The following is a 16,410-nucleotide window of genomic DNA, read 5'->3' as shown; positions in this document are numbered from 1 at the left end:
GCGCCCCGGACTCGTCGGTGCGCTGTGCGGGCACCCGGGCGGTGCGGCTGTGTATGGCCTGCCCGCCCGGGCCGTCCCACGGGTCGCCCATCTTCCACTCCCCTGAACGGTCGGGCCCGGCAGGCCGGACCGGTTCGGGTGCGCGGGCGGGCTCCACCTGGGTTCTTCGGCTGCGAAATCTAACAAACCCGCGGCCCGAACAGCACAGATCCTGGGGCGATTCACAGGTGAGAGATCGGCAAGACGGGTCGCCGGGGCTCTCCGGATGCGGGAGGTAACGGCACTTTTCGCCCGGAGGGCGGGTCGGGTACGCGCGATACGGCCGCGCGCCGGCGGCACGGCGGGGTGGGCCAGGCGCACGCCTGTGTCCGGTGACTCCCGTCCGGTGACCGGACGGGAACCGTCGCCGAAGGCATGCGACGCGCCCTGCGGGTATACGAACGCCCGGCGGATCCGGTGCCCGCCCCCGGAGCCATGACGAGGGGGCCGGCCATGACAGGGGAGGCAAGGGATGTTGCAGCGGTCGGCGCAGGAGGACGGGCACCCTGACACGGGGGTCACGGCGGCCGAGGACACGGAGGCTCGCAAGCAGCGGCTGCGAAGACGACTGGAGCGGCTGCTCGGGATCGCCGCGACGGAGGGCAACCGGCTCACCCGGCTGCGCAACGGCGACGCGATCTTCCCCGCCATGCTCGAGGCGATCCGCTCGGCACGGCACACCATCGACATGATGACCTTCGTGTACTGGCGCGGCGAGATCGCGCGCGAGCTCGCCGACGCGCTGGCCGAGCGGGCCAGGGCCGGGCTGCGGGTCCGTCTGCTCCTGGACGGGTTCGGGGCGAAGGAGATCGAACCCAACCTGCTGGACGCCATGGACGAGGCCGGGGTCCAGGTCGCCTGGTTCCGCAAGCCCCTCCGGCTGTCGCCCCTGAAGCAGAACCACCGCTGCCACCGCAAGGCCCTCGTCATCGACGAGAACCTCGCCTTCACCGGCGGCGTCGGCATCGCGGAGGAGTGGTGCGGCGACGCCCGCGGTCCCGGTGAGTGGCGGGACACCCATGTGGAGGTGCGCGGACCGGCCGTGGACGGCATAGCCGCCGCGTTCGCGCAGAACTGGGCCGAGTGCCACGAGACGCTCTACGACGAGCGGGACCGCTTCGTCGAGCACGAGCAGCCGGGCAGCGCGGTCGTGCAGGTGGTCCGGGGTTCGGCCAGCTTCGGCTGGCAGGACATGCAGACGCTCATACGGGTGGTCCTGACATCGGCGCAGGAGCGGTTCCGCCTCTCCACGGCGTACTTCGCGCCCGACGACTACTTCGTGGACCTGCTGGCCGCCACCGCCCGGCGCGGCGTGCAGGTGCAGATCCTGCTGCCCGGGCCGCACACGGACCAGCGGGCCTGCCGACTGGCCGGGCAGCACCACTACCAGCGGCTGCTGGACGAGGGCGTGGAGATCCGCGAGTACCAGCCGACCATGCTGCACACCAAGATCATCACGGTCGACTCGGTCGCCTCGCTGATCGGCTCCACGAACTTCAACCGGCGCTCCATGGAGCACGACGAGGAGGTCATGCTCGCCGTGCTCGACGAGGAGTTCACCGCCGGGCTGGACCTCGACTTCGACGCGGATCTGAAGTGCAGCGAGCCCGTCGACCCCGCGCGCTGGCGGCGCCGGCCGGTGCTCCAGCGGGCCCGTGAGCTCTCGGTCGCCCCGATCCGCCGGTTCCTGTGAGGGGTTCCTCCTCTCCTGCCGGACACGGTGGGACAGGTACACCCGCGCCGGACAGGTGTCGAACCGGAGTCCCGGGGCACCGGCGCATTATGAATGCGCAGTCATGGGCCCTGCGTGGCCGGGGCCGCGCCCGCCGCGCGGCCGACAGCACGGCGATGGCCGCGGCGGCCCGCTCGGGATTCGCCGCCCGAGGACTGATCTACGTACTGGTGGGCGTGATAGCCCTGCAGATAGCGTTCGGCGGCGACGGCGGCAAGCAGGCCGACCGCGGGGGTGCGCTCGGCGAACTCGCTTCCAAGCCCTTCGGTTCGGCGATGCTGTGGATCGTCGGAATCGCCCTCGCCGGCATGTCGCTGTGGCGCTTGTCGGAGGCCGTGTTCGGCGGGGCGGGCACGGACGGGAGCAAGGCGTCCAAGCGGGCCATGGCCGCCGCCCGGGCGGTGTTCTACGCCTTCGTGTCGTTCTCGGTGCTGTCGTACGCGACCGGTGACAAGGGCAGCGGGAGCGGCTCCTCGGACCGGAACACCGACGACGTCACCGCCACCGTGCTGAAGTGGCCGGGCGGACAGTGGATCGTCGGTGTCGCCGGGGCCGCCGTGGTGGTCGCCGGACTGTGGATCGCCGGCCGGGCCGTGATGAAGAAGTTCCGCAAGCACCTGCGGACCGCGGAGATGTCCCGGAAGGCCGAGCGGTTCACCGACTTCTTCGGGGTCACCGGGGGCACCGCCCGGGGCCTCGTCTTCGCCGTCGCGGGGGTCTTCGCGCTGGTCGCGGCGGTGCAGCACCAGCCGGGCAAGGCCAAGGGCATGGACGACACGCTGCGTTCGTTCCGCGACCTGCCGGCCGGTCCGTGGCTCCTCGCCCTCGTCGCGCTCGGCCTGGCCGCCTTCGGGGTCTTCTCCTGGTGCAACGCCCGCTGGCGCGAGGTCTGAACCGGCCCCCCGGCACGGGACCCGTCCGACGGGCCCGGCACGATCCGGACGCCGGGCCCTGGGTGCCGCCGCCCTGAGGGGTTCAGGGCAGCGGCACCACGGCCGTGACCCGTTTGCCCTGGGCGTGCCGGACGACCCGCAGGCGGCCGCAGATGCTCAGCACCAGGTGCAGGCCGCGGCCGCCCATGCGCTCGGCGTCCACGGCGCGCACGACGGGGAGTCGCCGGGAGGTGTCCGAGACGGTGACGTGCAGTTCGTTCCGGCCGGGAGCGACGTCGAGCAGCATGCCGCAGGGGCCGGGAGCGTGCCGCAGCGCATTGGTGATCAGTTCGCTGACCACCAGTTGTGCGTCCTGGTTGACCCGCAGACCGGGAGGGTGCCCGGCGCGGGCGAGGAGGGTGCGGACGGCGCCGCGCGCGTCGGCGATGCGCAGGGAGCCTTCGGCCCAGGTCGCGCCGAAGCGGAGCGCGTCCGCCTGCTCGGGCGGCCCGGCGCTGGTCAGGCCGTCCCGCGCGACCGCCGTCGGGTTCGGCCCGGTACCGCTCTCGCTCTCATGCGTCACGGACATCTGGTCCCCCTAGGTGTTCCCGGCATCCGTCCCGTCTTTCCAGGTGTCGCACCGTGCGCGTCAGGACGTGTCGCTGCGCAGCGCGCTGTCGCGGGAGTCGGTGATCGTGAAGTGCCCGAGCGTGCCGCTGATGGTCAGCAGCCGGACCAGACCCTCCTGCAGCGGGCCCAGGATGACGAACTCGCGGCCCCCCGCGCGGTGGCGCCGCTCGGCGTCGAGGAGGGCACTGAGCAACTGGCTGTCGCCGAAGGTGACACCGGAGAGATCCACCACGGTGGTGGGCAGATCGGACTCGTCGGCCTCGGCCCAGGCGGCGCGCAGCAGGTCGCACTCGTCGAAGTCGATCTCCCCGCGCACCCTGATCTCCAGGACGCGCGCGTGCCGCGCGACCTGCACTGTTGTATCGGATCCCCACCGCATGCGGTCATCCTGCCATCCGCGGTCGGGGGAAGGCGAGGCCGGTGTCACGAGACCACCGCCCCGGTGACGTCGCCCTCTTTCGGCGGGCCGGGGGCGTCCTGCGTGACGGGTGCCGTCAGATGGTCGAGCACGTTGGTGTGGCCCAGCATGCGCTCCAGGACGTCGGGCCGGTTGTCCAGGTACAGCGCGGCGCCGGCCGCCCGGGTGTGCCGGTGGACCATCAGCAGCGCGGACAACCCCATGGAGTCGATCCAGGTGAGTGCGGCGAAGTCCAGGCGCACATGACGGGGCGCCGGCGCGCGGGCCAGGCCGGCGGCGACGGTGTCCACCAGTTCGTCGCTGGTGTCGTAGTCGAGTTCCCCGGCGACGCGCACGATCAGGGTGGACGGCGCGCTGACCGTGGTGAGGCTGAATTCGGTGGCAGGGTGCTGGGTCATACGTGCAGGTCGGGTCCGGGTCCGTGCGCGGGCGAGTGGGCACGCTCGAGCAGGGCGGTGGTGCCCTCACGGAGCAGGTTCAGGGTACGCGGGAAGTCGCGCAGCCGGTCGGACAGTGCGTCCAGGCCGCTGACCAGGGAGACCGCGGGGACGCTTCGCGCCTCGAGGATCTCGGCGGTCCACAGGAGGAAGCCGGTGAACACCTCGGCGTCGTCGACGTAGAGCGCCGTGGCCAGGAAGTCGACGATGTGCGCGATGTCCTCGGCGGTCCGCTCCCGCTGCTCGTCGCTGTACTCACGCAGCGCGGGGAAACGGTCCTCCAGGTCCCGCAGCGTCTGTTTGACGAGCGTGCCGCGCGACTGGACCACCATCGTGTACTCCTGGTCGGCCAGGTGCGGCAGGTCGTCCACGATGTGCCGGACGGCGGCCGGGTCCGGGTGCGGCAGCTCGGCCTCCAGTGCCGCCGCCGCGCCCCGGGCGTCGGCCGCCCACCGGTCCGCTCCGAGCGCGAACGCGTAGCGGCCCAGCGGGCCGAACGCGCGGCCGCCGGCCAGCACCGGCACACCGACGGCCTGGCAGGCCGTGATGGCCGCGTGCGCGGTGGGCAGGTGGGTGGGGATGGACCCGGACAGCAGCACCGCCCGCGGGTTGGTGCGGTGCAGGTGGGCGACGAGGTGGGGGGTGGGTGTCTGCGCGCCGAGGTAGTCGACCTGCCACCCCCGCAGGCGCAGGATCTCCGCCACCAGCCGGGCGGGGAAGGCGTGCCACTCCCCGTCCACGCAGCCGACCGTCACACGGCCGCGGTGTCCCTGCCGGTACGGGCCGCCGTCCGGGCGGTGGGCCAGGGCGGCGACCACCCGCTCGTTGATGGCGGTGGCGGCGTGCTCCTGGGCCACGCTGATGCGGTCGGCGGCCCATTCGGTGCCGACCTTCTCCTGGACCCGGGCGATGACGTCCAGCAGCAGGGTCTCCTCTTCGATCCCCTCGGCCAGCGCGCCGTGCGCGATGCGGACCGCGCTGTACTCGTCGCCGTCCACGACGGCCCGCCAGAGCCGTTCCCGGAGCCGGCTCACCTGTATGGGGAGGGTCACTTCCGCCTCCCGCCGTGCTCGCCCGCGCCCTCGCGGTCCGCGCTGCCCGGCGGGACCTTCGCCGGGGCACTGACGGCGACGGTCGCCATGTCGTCGTGACGGCCGGCGCCGATCCACTGGGCGGCGAGCATCTGCACCCGCTCCACGACCGCCTCGGCCGGCAGCCCGGCGCACTCGGCCAGGGTCCGGCGCAGCCTCCGCTCGCCGAACATCTCGTCCCCGAGCGGCCCGCCGCGTGCCTCGGTGATGCCGTCCGTGTACAGCAGGCAGGTCTCTCCGGGGCCGAGCACCGCCTCGGCCCCGACCGAGCTGATCTCCGGCAGCGCGCCGACCAGGGTGCCCCGGGTCGGCACCTCCTCCACGCTGCCGTCGCGCCGGACGATCAGCGGCGGCAGGTGCCCGGCACTGGTCAGCCGTACGTGCACCCGGTCGTCCTGGCGGCGCACGGAGGCCAGCACCAGGGTGGCGAACCGGGTGTGCTGCGTGGTCAGCAGGGCGCCGTTGAGCAGTCTCAGCACCTCGTCGTGGTTTCCGGCCAGGGGCAGCAGGGCGTGCAGGGTGTTGCGGATCTTGCCGGTCAGGACGGCCGCGTCCAGACCCTTCCCCGCTACGTCACCGAGCACGACGAGGGTCTCCTGCGCGCTCTCGCTGCCGGGGTGGAAGTCGTAGAAGTCACCGCCCACCCGCTCCTCGTCCCCGGCGGGGCGGTACTGCCCGGCGTACTCGACCCCGTCCACCGTGTGCAGCGCGGGTGGCAGGAGTTCACGCATCAGCGTGGCCGTGATGGCCGTCTGCTCGGTGTACAGGCGGGCCGCGGACAGGGCGGCTCCGGCCCGGGCGGCGAACAGCCGGGCGAAGACCTCCTCGCCCTCGGTGAAGGCCCGCTCGGTGCCGGAACGGAGCAGGATGAGGGCGCCGGCGGGGACGCCGTGCCCGGGCAGCGGGGTGACGATCACCGATCCGACGGGCCCGGTGAAGCCCTCCGGGATCACCCAGTCCGGCAGGCCGTCGGGGTCGATCCACCGGGCCGGCACCGGTGGAAACCCCTGCAGGGCCTCCGCCAGGCCCTGCACGGTGCGCGGGTCGATCCGCCGCACGACGCGCTGGACGGGGTGGCCGCGCCGGGCGTGGGTCAGGGTGTGCCGTCGGCCCTGCGGGGGCAGTACGAGCACGGCGGCCTCGGCCAGGTGCTCGGCGGCCATGCTCACGGTCGCCTCCGCGCAGCGCGGCACGTTGAGGGTGGACAGCAGGCGGCTGGACACGGCCGACAGGACGGCCACCCGCTCCTGCGAGCTGTAAAGCGCGGCCTCGGCCACGCGCCGGTCGGTGTCGTCGATGAGCCACCACACCACGGCCCCGTCCTCCGACGGGGTGGCGTGTGCCTCGTAGCGGCGTTCGTCGATCTCTCCGGTCAGGGGGGCGGTGACGGTGCCGGCCGCTCTCTCCGTGAGGCGCCGGTGGGCGGCGGACAGCCAGGACGGCACGAGGTGCCGACGCGTGCCCTCGCCGTTCCCCCGCGGCAGGAGCCGGCGGGCGGCGGCGTTCAGGCCCACGAGAGCGCCGTCCCGGTCGATGACGAGGACCGGGTAGGGGGCGTCGCCCCAGGTCGCGCCGACGTTGACGCCGGCGTCCCGCGGGTCGGCAAAGGAACTCGGGGAAGCGCACACAAGCGGGGGCACGCACACCGCGCGCCCCACCACCTTCCTGCGTCAGGGGATGTTGTCCTTCGGCAACCGTCCCGCATCCACCGCTGGGAAGCAAGCCGCCCCCAAGCATTCGCACAGGGTCAGGACGGCGTCGGGGGCGGTGCCATGGCCCAGCGGATGGTGCGGGTGAGCAGGTGGCCGGCCGGGCGCACCGTGAGGTCCTCGACGAGCGGGATCCGTGGCAGCCGCAGCAGGGCGCGGGCCCAGTCCGGCAGGAGGTTCACGGCGTTCGCCGCCAGGGCGCTGTACAGGGGGCGCGCCGCGAGCGGCACGGGGGGTTCGAGGAGCAGGAAGCGGGCCGCGGCGCGGGCTTCGGGGGTGGCCTCCAGTTCGGGCCGGTAGCTCTCCAGCCGGCGGGTCAGCGCGTGGCGGTCGCGCGGTGGCTCGGTCACCCCGAGGGCCCCGGCGACCAGGGCGGTGTCGGCGGCGTAGCCGTCGTAGCCGGCCGGGTCGAGACGGTGGGCGCCGTAGCGTTCGTGGGCGCGCAGGAAGCACTCCGTCTCGGCGGTGTGCACCCAGCCGAGCAGGTGGGGGTCGGCTGCGTGATAGGGCTCGCCCCGCCGGGTGCGCCCGCGCACGGCGTCGTGGATGCCCCGGACCCGGTCGACGGCCGCCTGCGCGTCCGCCGCCGTGCCGTAGGTGGTGACGGCCAGGAAGGCGCTGGTGCGCTGCAGCCGCCCCCAGGGGTCGCCGCGGTAGCCGGAGTGCGCGTCCACGGCCGCCATGGCCAGGGGGTGCAGGGACTGCAGCAGCAGGGCGCTCATCCCGCCGATGAACATCGAGGCGTCGCCGTGGACGGTCCGGATGGGCCGGTCGGGCCCGAACCAGCGGGGACCGGGGGTGCCGTGGATCCGGGCGCGGATCTCCCGCCCGTCGGGGCCCGCCACCCGGCGGAAGAGGGTCGCGCCCAGTTGCGCGCGCAGGTCCGGCAGCACGGCTTCTCCCGTCTCCCGTCGGCCGCCCGCGTCACTCGCCGGCGGACACTTCCGTCTCGTTCCCGGTGGGAGCGCGGCCACACATACGGCAGGTCGTCACCCAGGGCAGGGCGCCGGGCGCCCCGCGGGGCGCGGGCCGCGGTCACCTCCCGCGCAGGGCGGACGGCTTGTGCACCGCCCGCTTGCCGGACCTGGCGCTGCGGACCTCGTACCGCGGGTCGTCGCGGGAGGCGTCCACCGTGCGTCCGGCGGCCTCGGTGCGGCTGGTGAGCTTCCGCTCGGCCTCGCCCTCGGTGGTGCTTCCGCGGCTCTTCCAGGTCACCTCGTCCCCCTTGGCGAGGTCCTTCCGGGAACCGTCCCGCTTGTCGCCGCCGTGGTCATCGGTCCTTTCGTCGCGTCCCTGCGTGGCACGCTCGCGGACGGGGCGGTTCGCGGTGGGACGGCCGCGGGCCACCCGGGGGCGGGACGGCCCGCAGCGGCTGGACGGGCCGTGGCCCCGTGCCGGTGCGTACGGCGCCGTCCGGCGGCGGCGCGGGCAGCGGACCACGCGCCCGCGACCTCGTGGGCGGTCAGGTCTCCTCCTCCTGGGGGCGGGCCGTGTGGTCCGGGTGCCCGACCGTACGGCGGGCCTCCTTCATCTCCGCCTCGTACAGGTGGTCCCGCCCGTCGGCGAGTTCGTCGACGGCGCCGCGCTCGAGGTCCCGGAACGGCCGGTAGTAGGTCTGCTCGTAGGCCTCGACGATCTGGAACGTCCAGCGGCCGGGGATGACGTTGCGCCCCAGCATCTCCGTCTCGATCCTGTCGGCCCACTCCCGGTGCCCGGCCTCCCGCAACAGGGTCACCGCGCGTTCCAGTTCGAGGTCGGCTCCCCCGGTGAGCTGGTGGAAGTCGTAGAGGCTGCCGCGGGCCCGCTCCGTCGTCTCCAGGGCCTTCGACAGCGATCCGAGCGCCTCGACCGTCTTGTCGTCGACACCCGCCGGACGCCGGTGCCGGCGGTCGGGGCCGTCCCGGTGCTCGCTCACGCCGCTCCCCGGAGCGGGTGCCCGTCGACGACGATCAGTCACTGCTTCCCCCGTGTCCTCGGCTCGGCGCGAGTGCGGGCGGCGCCGGGCCGCCCCACCGCCTCCCGGTGGATCCGTCCGTCCGGTGCCGCTCGCCGAGTGCCCCGCGGGGCCGTGCCCGACACATGTCGTGTCTGCGTCCCGAGTGCGGGGGCGGCGGAATCGGCCGATGCTGGAGCCATGCCCGGCAAGCGCCCCGTGATCGTGCAGTTGCCGTCCCCGACCGGCGGACGCCGGGTGCGGGTCGGCGGAGAGATCCTCGGCCTCGCGCACAGCGTGCGCGACCTGGTCGAGTTCCTGCGCCGGGCGGGCCTGGAGATCGAGCCGGAGGACGTGGCGGACTCGCCGCTGATCGACTGGCGCGGCATGGGTCCGGACCGGTGGGAGGCCGAGACCCGGGCCTGAGCGCGGCCCGCCCGCGCGGCCCTCCCGGGGTGGTGCCGGGACGTTCCGCCCGAGGCGTCCGCGCGGGCCCGGACCGGGCCCGGTGGGCCGCCGGTCGCGTCGATGTCCGCCGAGCGGGTATCCGCGTCGCACCGGCACTGCGGGAGGGACATCGTGAAGGAAGCATCGCTGCGGGCGGTGGGCTGGGCACGCTCACTGCCACTGGACTCGAGCGTCAAGACCGCGCGCGACTGGGCGCGCGGGCATCTCGGGTCGCTGGGCTGGACCGAGTCCGCGCCGGGGACCGTGGACGACGTGCTGCTGACCATCTCGGAGCTGGTCACCAACGCGCACGTGCACGCGCACAGCGCGGCGGATCTGGTGCTGACCTGGGACAGCACCTGCCTGCACGTGTCCGTCCACGACCGTTCCCGGCGGCTGCCGGTCCCCCGCGCGGCGGACCCCGAGCGCCCGGGCGGACGGGGCATGCTGCTCGTCGACGCGCTGGCCGACACCTGGCAGGCCCGCCACTGTCCGGACGGCAAGGTGGTGCACGCCTGTTTCCGGCCGCCGCGCACCGCCGGCGACTGACCGCCGGCCCCGCCGGCCGCCCGGCGTCCGCGGGGCCGGTCAGTCGCCGGCGGTGCCCGGGCGGTAGAGCACGGGCAGGTCGGCGGGGCGCACCCGGAGCGTCACCGGCAAGGTGGCCTCCACCTCGCCGTCGGCGCCGTACGGGACGGACCGGGAGGCCTCGATGCGCAGTTCCCTTCCACGCAGGATCCGGACCTCGGGGCGCTTCACATGGTCACCGGTCTTCAGTTCGTTCATCAGTGTGAAGAACAGCAGGCGCGGTGCCTCGCGGATCAGTACGACGTCGAGCAGCCCGTCGTCGACCCGGGCGCCGGGGGCGATGAGGCGGCCGAAGCCGTAGTAGGGGGAGTTGGCGGCGACGACGGTGTAGCCGCGGTGGTGGTGCTCCTCGCCGTCGACGGTGACCCGGTAGTCGGCCGGCCGCCAGCTGGTGACGGCCCGCAGGCCGCCCGTGTAGTACGAGGCGGCCCCGCGCAGCAGCCGGGTGCGGTTGGCGTGCCGGTTGGCGAGCGCGTCGACGCCGGCGTAGACGCTGCCGAGGACCACGGTGCGCCGGTGGACGGCGGACTCGACCTCGATGGTGTCGACCCGTCCGGGCTCCGCGTGCAGCAGGATGTCGGCGAGCGCCGCGGGGTCACGGGGCAGGCCGAGGGCGCGCGCGAAGTCGTTGCCCCGTCCCGCGGGTACGAGGCCCAGGACGGTACCGGTCCCGCTGAGCGCGCCGCCGACACCGCCGGCCATGCCGTCGCCGCCCACTGCCAGGACCACCCGGCCGCGTGCTCCGGCCTGCCGGGCGATGTCCTGGGCGTGGGCGAGGCTGTGGCTGTACTCCGTCTCCAGCCCGGCCCCGGCCTCGCGGAGCAGGCGGGCCACCTGGAGCAGCGACGCCGCCCCGGTCGAGTCACCCGCGGTCGGGTTGACGACGGCGGTGAACTGTCGCATCGGTGTGCCTCCGGGCGGTGACAGTGGGAACGGATGGGGCCGGCGGGGTGGGTCAGTCGGTGGGCAGCAGGACGCCCGGGTTGAGGAGCCCGTCCGGGTCCAGGCGGTGCTTGACGGCGCGCAGCGCGGCCACGCCGAGGGCGCCCGCCTCCCGGACGTACCAGTCCCGGTGGTCGGTGCCCACGCCGTGGTGGTGGCTGATGGTGCCGCCGGCGGCGAGCACCGCGTCGTTGGCGGCGTGCTTGGCGGGTGCCCAGTGTGCGACCGGGTCCTCCCCCTGGGCGCTGACCACGGTGAAGTACAGGGAGGCGCCGTTCTCGTACACGTGGGAGATGTGGCACATCACCAGCGGCGGGGTGCCGGCCCGGGTGAGGGTGTCGGTCAGGGCCGAGCGGACCGCGGCGTACAGCTCGGGGACGCGGGACCAGAAGGCGGCGGTCTCCAGGGTCTCGGCGAAGGCGCCCGCGTCGAGCAGGGCGTCGCGCAGGTAGGGCGCGGAGTAGCGGCCGTGCGCCCAGCGTTCGCCCGGTTCGGACCCGATCGGGGTGCCGCCGCAGGCCCGCAGGACGTCCGCGGCCCGCTCGCGCCGCCGGGCGGTGTCCTCGGCGGTGCCCTCGTAGCCGGTGATGGCCGTGCATCCGGCGTCGCCCCGTTCGAGCCGGGAGCCGATGGCGTCCGGCTGGGCGAGGCCGATCAGCGTCTCGGTCTCGTCGGACAGGCGCAGCACGGTGGGGCGCGGTCCGTCCTGGGCGAGCCGGCGCAGGGCCGCCGCGCCCTCCTCGAAGGAGTCGAACCGCCAGCCTTCGTAGACGCGCGCCTGCGGCAGCGGGCGGATCCGGACGAGGACGGAGGTGATGACGCCGAAGGCGCCCTCCGAGCCGAGGACGAGCTGGCGCAGGTCGGGGCCCGCGGCGGAGCGCGGGGCGCGGCCGGTCTCGATGGTGCCCTCGGGGGTGGCGAGGGTCAGGCCGAGCACCATGTCGTCGAAGCGGCCGTAGCCGGCGGAGGCCTGGCCGCTGGAGCGCGCGGCGGCGAAGCCCCCGATGGTGGCCCACTCGTAGGACTGCGGGAAGTGGCCGAGGGTGAAGCCCTGTTCGGCGAGCAGGGCCTCGGCCTCGGGGGCGCGCAGGCCGGGCTGGAGCACGGCGGTGCGGGAGACCGGGTCGAGGTCGAGCAGGCCGTTCATACGGCGCAGGTCCAGAGCGACGAAGGCGCCCCGTTCGGGGGTGAGCCCGCCGACGACCGAGGTGCCGCCGCCGAACGGGACGACGGCGAGGCGGTGCGCGGCGCAGGCCCGCAGCACGGCGAGCACCTCGTCGTGGGTGGCGGGCAGGACCACCGCCTGCGGGACGTCGTGGAGGTCACCGGCGCGCAGCCGCAGCAGGTCGGGGGTGGATTTGCCGCGAGTGTGCCGGACGCGGCTCTCCACGTCCGTGCGGACGTGCTCGGCGCCGCCGGCGGCGCGGGCCAGCGCCTCGAGCGCGGCCGGGGCGGCCGTGGGCTCGGGCAGCCGGATGTCCTCGAGCGCGAGCGCCGGCGCGGTGCGCGGTGTGACACCGAGCAGGTCGCGCAGCAGTGCGGTCACCGTGCCGGGCAGGGGCGCGGCCTTCGCCGGGTCGCCCCAGCCGTTCCACAGCATGTCCATCGAAGGGTCGTCCTCACAGGTCGGTGTGCTCGGTTCGCGCGGCGGCGGCTCCGCCCGGCCCCCGGGGCGTTACACTGTGACACATGACGCCTATTCGTCACAACGGTTCGGACAGCGATCCCGTACTCGACGCGGTGCGCGACTGCGTACTGGCCGTCGGAGTGCGCCGTACGACCCTGGCCGACGTGGCCCGCCGCGCCGGTGTCTCGCGGATGACGCTGTACCGGCGCTGGCCCGATCTGCGCACCCTGGTCGGCGATCTGATGACCCGCGAGTGGATCGACGTGGCCACCCGCGCGATACCGGAGTCCGCACCGGACACCGACACCCGCGCCCGGATCGTGGACGGGCTGGTGGCGGGGGTGGAGGCGTTCCGCGCGCACCCGCTCTTCCGGAAGATCGTCGACGTCGATCCCGAACTGCTGCTCCCCTACGTCCTGGACCGGCGCGGCACCAGTCAGGAGGCGCTGCTGGCGCTGCTGGCCGAGGCGCTGCGCGAGGGCCACGCGGACGGTTCGGTGCGCGCCGCACACACCGAGCGGCAGGCGCGCGCCCTGCTGCTGGTGGTGCAGTCCTTCGCCCTGTCCCTGCGCACGATGACCGACGAGGACGACCCGGACCTCGACTCCGCCGCCCTGCTCGGTGAGCTGCGCGCCCTTCTGGAGAGGACCCTGACGCCATGAGTCACCCCGAGGCCGTACCCGGTTCGTCCCTCAGCGCGGGCCGGCGCGCCCGTGAAGTCGCCGAGGCCGCGGACGGCCGGGTCTGCGACGTCCTGGTCGTCGGGCTCGGCGCCACCGGGGCCGGAGCGGCGCTGGACGCGGCCGCCCGCGGGCTGGACGTCGTCGCCGTGGACGCCCACGACCTCGCGTTCGGCACCTCGCGCTGGAGCTCGAAGCTGATCCACGGCGGGCTGCGCTATCTCGCCTCGGCGCAGTTCGACGTCGCGCACGAGAGCGCGGTCGAGCGCGGGGTGCTGATGACCCGTACCGCCCCGCACCTCGTGTCGGCCCAGCCGTTCGTACTGCCGCTGACGCCGCTGGTGTCGCGGGCCCAGGCCTCACTGGCCTGGGCCGGGTTCCGGGCCGGTGACATGCTGCGGCTCGCGGCGCGCACGCCCCGGCAGGTGCTGCCCGCGCCGCGCCGGCTGTCGGCGACGGAGGCCCGGCACCTGGCGCCCGCGGTGCGCGCGGACGGGCTGCGCGGCGGGCTGCTGTCCTGGGACGGCCGGGTGACCGACGACGCGCGCCTGGTGACCGCCCTCGCCCGGACCGCCGCCGCGCGCGGCGCCCGGGTGCTGACCCGGGTGCGGGTGCTGGAGCTGACCGGGGCGGGCGCCCGCGTCCGGGACGAACTGACCGGCGAGGAGGGAGAGATCCGCGCCCGCGCCGTGATCAACGCCACCGGCGTGTGGGCGGGCGAGCTGGTCGACGGCATCCGGATCCGCCCCTCCCGCGGCACCCACCTGGTCCTGCGCTCGGAGCGGCTCGGCACGCTGCCGGCCGGGCTGCACATCCCGATCCCCGGCGAGACCAACCGCTTCGTGCTGGTCCTTCCGCAGGGCGACGGCCGGGTGTACGTCGGGCTCACCGACGAACCGGTCGACGGCCCCCTGCCGGACGTGCCGGAGGTGCCCGAGACCGACATCGGCTTCCTGCTCGACGTGCTCGGGTCCGTGCTGGACGTTCCGGTGCGCCGGGACGAGGTCGTCGGAGCCTTCGCCGGGCTGCGCCCGCTGCTGGACACGGGCGGGTCCGGGGCCGAGGCCGACGCGGCGGCCCGAACCTCCGACATCTCCCGCCGGCACGCGGTCCTGACCTCGCCGGACGGGGTGACCACCGTCGTCGGCGGCAAGCTGACCACCTACCGGAGGATGGCTCAGGACGCGGTGGACGCCGTCCTCGAGGCCCGCGGCCTGCCCGCCCGGCCCTCCCCCACCACGGGCCTCCCGCTGGTGGGCGCCGCGCCGCCCGCGGTGCTGCGGGCCCTGCCCGCGCGGCGCCGGCTGGTCCGCCGGTACGGCACCGAGGCGCCGGCCGTGCAGGCCCTGGCCGAACGCGATCCGGGCCTGGCCGAAGCGGTCCTGCCGGGCCACCCGGTCACCCGGGCCGAGCTCGTCTGGGCCGCCCTGCACGAGGGCGCGCTGGAGGCCTCGGACCTGCTGGACCGCCGCACCCGGATCGGTCTGGTCCCCGACGACCGCACCGAGGCCCTCACCACGGCCCGGGAGGCGCTGGAACGGGCGGCGGCGGGCCAGCGCTGAGTCCGGGCGCGGCCGTGCCCGGCCCTCTTCCGGTGCCGTGACCGGGGAGGTCCGCCGGAAGGCGCGCGTCGTCCGGTGCGGCACGCCGCACGGCGGAGCATCGCCCTCGTACCGGACGCACCGCGCCGCGCCCGTACCGGACGGGGCCGCGGCGCGGACCCGGGCGGCGGACGGTCCGTGCTCACGTCAGCGACCCCGTGTCGACCAGGTCACCGGTGGCCGGCCGGGCCACCGTGCCGCTCGCCGGGGGTTCCTCCCGGTGCTCCACCCAGTCGGTCAGGGCGGTGAACGCGGCCCGGTAGCAGGGCAGGATCGGGCGGAGCCGGTCCGGGTAGGCGTCGTAGAGGCTGTCGACGTGGGTGCCGCCCTCGATCCGGTAGTAGCGGTGCAGCCGTGAGCGGCCCTGCTCGGCGATCATCCGCGCGTACAGGTCGGACTGGACCCGGATCGGTATCAGCGCGTCCAGGGTGCCGTGCAGGGTGATCATGGGCTTGCCGATCCGCCCGGTGAGCGAGACCCGGGCGACCGCGTCGTGGACGGCGCGCGGCCGGGACGCGTAGTCGTAGTCGGCGTCCGAGGGGCAGGGGGCGAGGATCTCCTCGACCGTCGAACCCGCCGAGGCACCCGGGTCGGCGGGGTCGTAGGCGGGGTCGAACTCGGCTCGGTAGGTCTTCTGGGTCAGTCCCCAGTAGGCCTTCTCGTGGTAGGGCCACAGGAACTCGGAGCCGCGGGCGAACCCGGCCGCGTACATGTCCTCGTCCCCGGCCCGGCCGAGCAGGCGGGCGACGGCCGTGGGCAGGAACGTGAAGAGGTTCGGGCCCTCCGGGCGCCACAGCGGCCCCTCCCAGTCCACCCCGCCGTCGTACAGTTCGGGGTGGTTCTCGAGCTGCCACCGGGTGAGGTAGCCGCTGTTGGAGATCCCGGTCATGTAGGTGCGGCGCGGGGCGTGTCCGTAACGCTGGGCGACGACCGCCCTGGCGGCGCGGGTGAGCTGGGTGGTGCGCCGGTTCCACTCGACGACGGCGTCGCCGGGACGCCTGCCGTCGGTGTAGAAGTCGGGTCCGCTGTTGCCCTTGTCGGTGGCGGCGAACGCGTACCCCTGGGCCAGCACCCAGTCGGAGACCAGGGTGTCCATCGCGTACTGCCTGCGCACCCCCGGGGCGCCGGTGACCACCAGTGCGCCGTTCCAGTCCTCGGGCAGCCGGATCACGAACTGCGCGTCGCGGTTCCAGCCGTGCAGCGTGTTCAGCCGCGAGGAGCCCGGGAAGTAGCCGTCGATCTGCAGACCGGGCACGCCGGTGGGGTTGCGGGTGCCCTTGGCGGCGAGTCCGGCCCAGTCGGCGGTGTCGGTCCAGGCCGTGCCGGCGAGGGCGCTGGTCGTCAGGTCGTCGTGGCGGGAGATCTGCTGCAGCTCGGCGCCCGGGACCGTGATCCGGCGCCGGGCAGCGCCCCGGCCGGGCGAGCCGTCGTCGGCCCGGGCCGAGGCCGCGGGGGTGACGGACGCCGCCGCGAGCACGGCGACGGACAGGAGGGTGCTTCGTCGACTGGGGTGCATGGTGCGGCCTTCCGGGTCCGGTGGTGCGGCTACGGAGGGAGCTGGAGCGCGTGCCGTGCACATGGTTGGCCCCCCACGCCCGCCCGACCATGGTCGATGGCCACACACCGAGAGCGTCAGGGATGGCATGGGCACACATGCCGCCGAG

17 protein-coding genes are annotated in these 16,410 nt (G+C 74.7%); 6 read left to right on the top strand and 11 right to left on the bottom strand.

Going from position 1 to position 16,410, the window contains the following annotated elements; genetic code table 11:
• Positions 1-511: 511 nt before the first annotated feature.
• Complete coding sequence (locus tag MXD57_RS16230) at positions 512-1,732, top strand: phospholipase D-like domain-containing protein (RefSeq protein WP_250402153.1); 1,221 nt, start codon at positions 512-514, stop codon at positions 1,730-1,732.
• A gap of 89 nt (positions 1,733-1,821) precedes the next feature.
• Entirely contained in the window at positions 1,822-2,664 is an 843-nt protein-coding gene (locus tag MXD57_RS16225; RefSeq protein ID WP_250402152.1) for a DUF1206 domain-containing protein, read from the top strand.
• An 82-nt stretch (positions 2,665-2,746) separates the two neighbouring features.
• On the opposite strand, the gene MXD57_RS16220 is transcribed toward MXD57_RS16225, so the two are convergent.
• From MXD57_RS16220 to MXD57_RS16185, 8 genes are all read right to left on the bottom strand, one after another.
• Complete coding sequence (locus MXD57_RS16220; RefSeq protein WP_250402151.1) at positions 2,747-3,232, bottom strand: ATP-binding protein; 486 nt, start codon at positions 3,230-3,232, stop codon at positions 2,747-2,749.
• A gap of 60 nt (positions 3,233-3,292) precedes the next feature.
• Positions 3,293-3,652 (bottom strand): STAS domain-containing protein, encoded by a 360-nt coding sequence (locus tag MXD57_RS16215; protein ID WP_250402150.1) that lies wholly within the window; start codon positions 3,650-3,652, stop codon positions 3,293-3,295.
• Positions 3,653-3,696: 44 nt separating this feature from the next.
• Positions 3,697-4,089 (bottom strand): STAS domain-containing protein, encoded by a 393-nt coding sequence (locus tag MXD57_RS16210; RefSeq protein WP_250402149.1) that lies wholly within the window; start codon positions 4,087-4,089, stop codon positions 3,697-3,699.
• Positions 4,086-5,180: a cobalamin B12-binding domain-containing protein gene (locus MXD57_RS16205; RefSeq protein ID WP_250402148.1), complete on the bottom strand. Its 1,095-nt coding sequence runs from the start codon at positions 5,178-5,180 to the stop codon at positions 4,086-4,088. Before MXD57_RS16205 ends, MXD57_RS16210 begins: the two co-directional genes overlap by 4 nt.
• The gene (locus MXD57_RS16200) at positions 5,177-6,859 is read right to left on the bottom strand and encodes a PP2C family protein-serine/threonine phosphatase (RefSeq protein WP_250402147.1); all 1,683 of its coding nucleotides are present in this window, start codon (positions 6,857-6,859) and stop codon (positions 5,177-5,179) included. The genes MXD57_RS16205 and MXD57_RS16200 overlap by 4 nt, the downstream gene beginning before the upstream one ends.
• A gap of 107 nt (positions 6,860-6,966) precedes the next feature.
• Positions 6,967-7,821: an oxygenase MpaB family protein gene (locus tag MXD57_RS16195; RefSeq protein WP_250402146.1), complete on the bottom strand. Its 855-nt coding sequence runs from the start codon at positions 7,819-7,821 to the stop codon at positions 6,967-6,969.
• A gap of 142 nt (positions 7,822-7,963) precedes the next feature.
• Positions 7,964-8,143 (bottom strand): DUF2945 domain-containing protein, encoded by a 180-nt coding sequence (locus MXD57_RS16190; protein WP_250402145.1) that lies wholly within the window; start codon positions 8,141-8,143, stop codon positions 7,964-7,966.
• 247 nt (positions 8,144-8,390) lie between these two features.
• Positions 8,391-8,843: a hypothetical protein gene (locus MXD57_RS16185; RefSeq protein ID WP_250402144.1), complete on the bottom strand. Its 453-nt coding sequence runs from the start codon at positions 8,841-8,843 to the stop codon at positions 8,391-8,393.
• A 219-nt stretch (positions 8,844-9,062) separates the two neighbouring features.
• Between MXD57_RS16185 and MXD57_RS16180 the strand changes: the two genes are divergently transcribed.
• Together MXD57_RS16180 and MXD57_RS16175 are read left to right on the top strand one after the other, a co-directional pair.
• On the top strand, positions 9,063-9,287 hold the full coding sequence (locus tag MXD57_RS16180) for a hypothetical protein (RefSeq protein ID WP_250402143.1): 225 nt from the start codon (positions 9,063-9,065) through the stop codon (positions 9,285-9,287).
• 153 nt (positions 9,288-9,440) lie between these two features.
• The gene (locus MXD57_RS16175) at positions 9,441-9,857 is read left to right on the top strand and encodes an ATP-binding protein (protein ID WP_250402142.1); all 417 of its coding nucleotides are present in this window, start codon (positions 9,441-9,443) and stop codon (positions 9,855-9,857) included.
• 39 nt (positions 9,858-9,896) lie between these two features.
• Here the strand turns inward: MXD57_RS16175 and MXD57_RS16170 are convergent, their stop codons facing one another.
• Both MXD57_RS16170 and MXD57_RS16165 read right to left on the bottom strand, forming a co-directional pair.
• Positions 9,897-10,799: a YegS/Rv2252/BmrU family lipid kinase gene (locus MXD57_RS16170; protein WP_250402141.1), complete on the bottom strand. Its 903-nt coding sequence runs from the start codon at positions 10,797-10,799 to the stop codon at positions 9,897-9,899.
• Between the two features lie 52 nt (positions 10,800-10,851).
• The gene (locus tag MXD57_RS16165; protein WP_250402140.1) at positions 10,852-12,444 is read right to left on the bottom strand and encodes an FAD-binding oxidoreductase; all 1,593 of its coding nucleotides are present in this window, start codon (positions 12,442-12,444) and stop codon (positions 10,852-10,854) included.
• A gap of 83 nt (positions 12,445-12,527) precedes the next feature.
• On the opposite strand from MXD57_RS16165, the gene MXD57_RS16160 reads away from it, so the two are divergent.
• Together MXD57_RS16160 and MXD57_RS16155 are read left to right on the top strand one after the other, a co-directional pair.
• Positions 12,528-13,127, top strand: coding sequence for a TetR/AcrR family transcriptional regulator (locus tag MXD57_RS16160; RefSeq protein ID WP_250402139.1), 600 nt, complete (start codon positions 12,528-12,530; stop codon positions 13,125-13,127).
• Entirely contained in the window at positions 13,124-14,707 is a 1,584-nt protein-coding gene (locus MXD57_RS16155) for a glycerol-3-phosphate dehydrogenase/oxidase (protein WP_250402138.1), read from the top strand. The genes MXD57_RS16160 and MXD57_RS16155 overlap by 4 nt, the downstream gene beginning before the upstream one ends.
• A gap of 181 nt (positions 14,708-14,888) precedes the next feature.
• On the opposite strand, the gene MXD57_RS16150 is transcribed toward MXD57_RS16155, so the two are convergent.
• Positions 14,889-16,262, bottom strand: a complete 1,374-nt coding sequence (locus tag MXD57_RS16150; RefSeq protein WP_250402137.1) for a tannase/feruloyl esterase family alpha/beta hydrolase — start codon at positions 16,260-16,262, stop codon at positions 14,889-14,891.
• Positions 16,263-16,410: the final 148 nt, after the last annotated feature.

The sequence above is a fragment of the Streptomyces cellostaticus genome, assembly GCF_023630175.1.
Taxonomy (GTDB): domain Bacteria; phylum Actinomycetota; class Actinomycetes; order Streptomycetales; family Streptomycetaceae; genus Streptomyces; species Streptomyces cellostaticus_A.
This window is presented reverse-complemented; position numbering and strand designations above follow the sequence as displayed.

What these genes read in the sequence shown, in the direction of transcription:
- MXD57_RS16230 (WP_250402153.1), top strand. Translation starts at nt 512, where the DNA reads ATGTTGCAGCGGTCGGCGCAGGAGGACGGGCACCCTGACACGGGGGTC.
- MXD57_RS16225 (WP_250402152.1), top strand. Translation starts at nt 1,822, where the DNA reads ATGAATGCGCAGTCATGGGCCCTGCGTGGCCGGGGCCGCGCCCGCCGC.
- MXD57_RS16220 (WP_250402151.1), bottom strand. Translation starts at nt 3,232, where the DNA reads ATGTCCGTGACGCATGAGAGCGAGAGCGGTACCGGGCCGAACCCGACG.
- MXD57_RS16215 (WP_250402150.1), bottom strand. Translation starts at nt 3,652, where the DNA reads ATGCGGTGGGGATCCGATACAACAGTGCAGGTCGCGCGGCACGCGCGC.
- MXD57_RS16210 (WP_250402149.1), bottom strand. Translation starts at nt 4,089, where the DNA reads ATGACCCAGCACCCTGCCACCGAATTCAGCCTCACCACGGTCAGCGCG.
- MXD57_RS16180 (WP_250402143.1), top strand. Translation starts at nt 9,063, where the DNA reads ATGCCCGGCAAGCGCCCCGTGATCGTGCAGTTGCCGTCCCCGACCGGC.
- MXD57_RS16170 (WP_250402141.1), bottom strand. Translation starts at nt 10,799, where the DNA reads ATGCGACAGTTCACCGCCGTCGTCAACCCGACCGCGGGTGACTCGACC.
- MXD57_RS16165 (WP_250402140.1), bottom strand. Translation starts at nt 12,444, where the DNA reads ATGGACATGCTGTGGAACGGCTGGGGCGACCCGGCGAAGGCCGCGCCC.
- MXD57_RS16160 (WP_250402139.1), top strand. Translation starts at nt 12,528, where the DNA reads ATGACGCCTATTCGTCACAACGGTTCGGACAGCGATCCCGTACTCGAC.
- MXD57_RS16155 (WP_250402138.1), top strand. Translation starts at nt 13,124, where the DNA reads ATGAGTCACCCCGAGGCCGTACCCGGTTCGTCCCTCAGCGCGGGCCGG.
- MXD57_RS16150 (WP_250402137.1), bottom strand. Translation starts at nt 16,262, where the DNA reads ATGCACCCCAGTCGACGAAGCACCCTCCTGTCCGTCGCCGTGCTCGCG.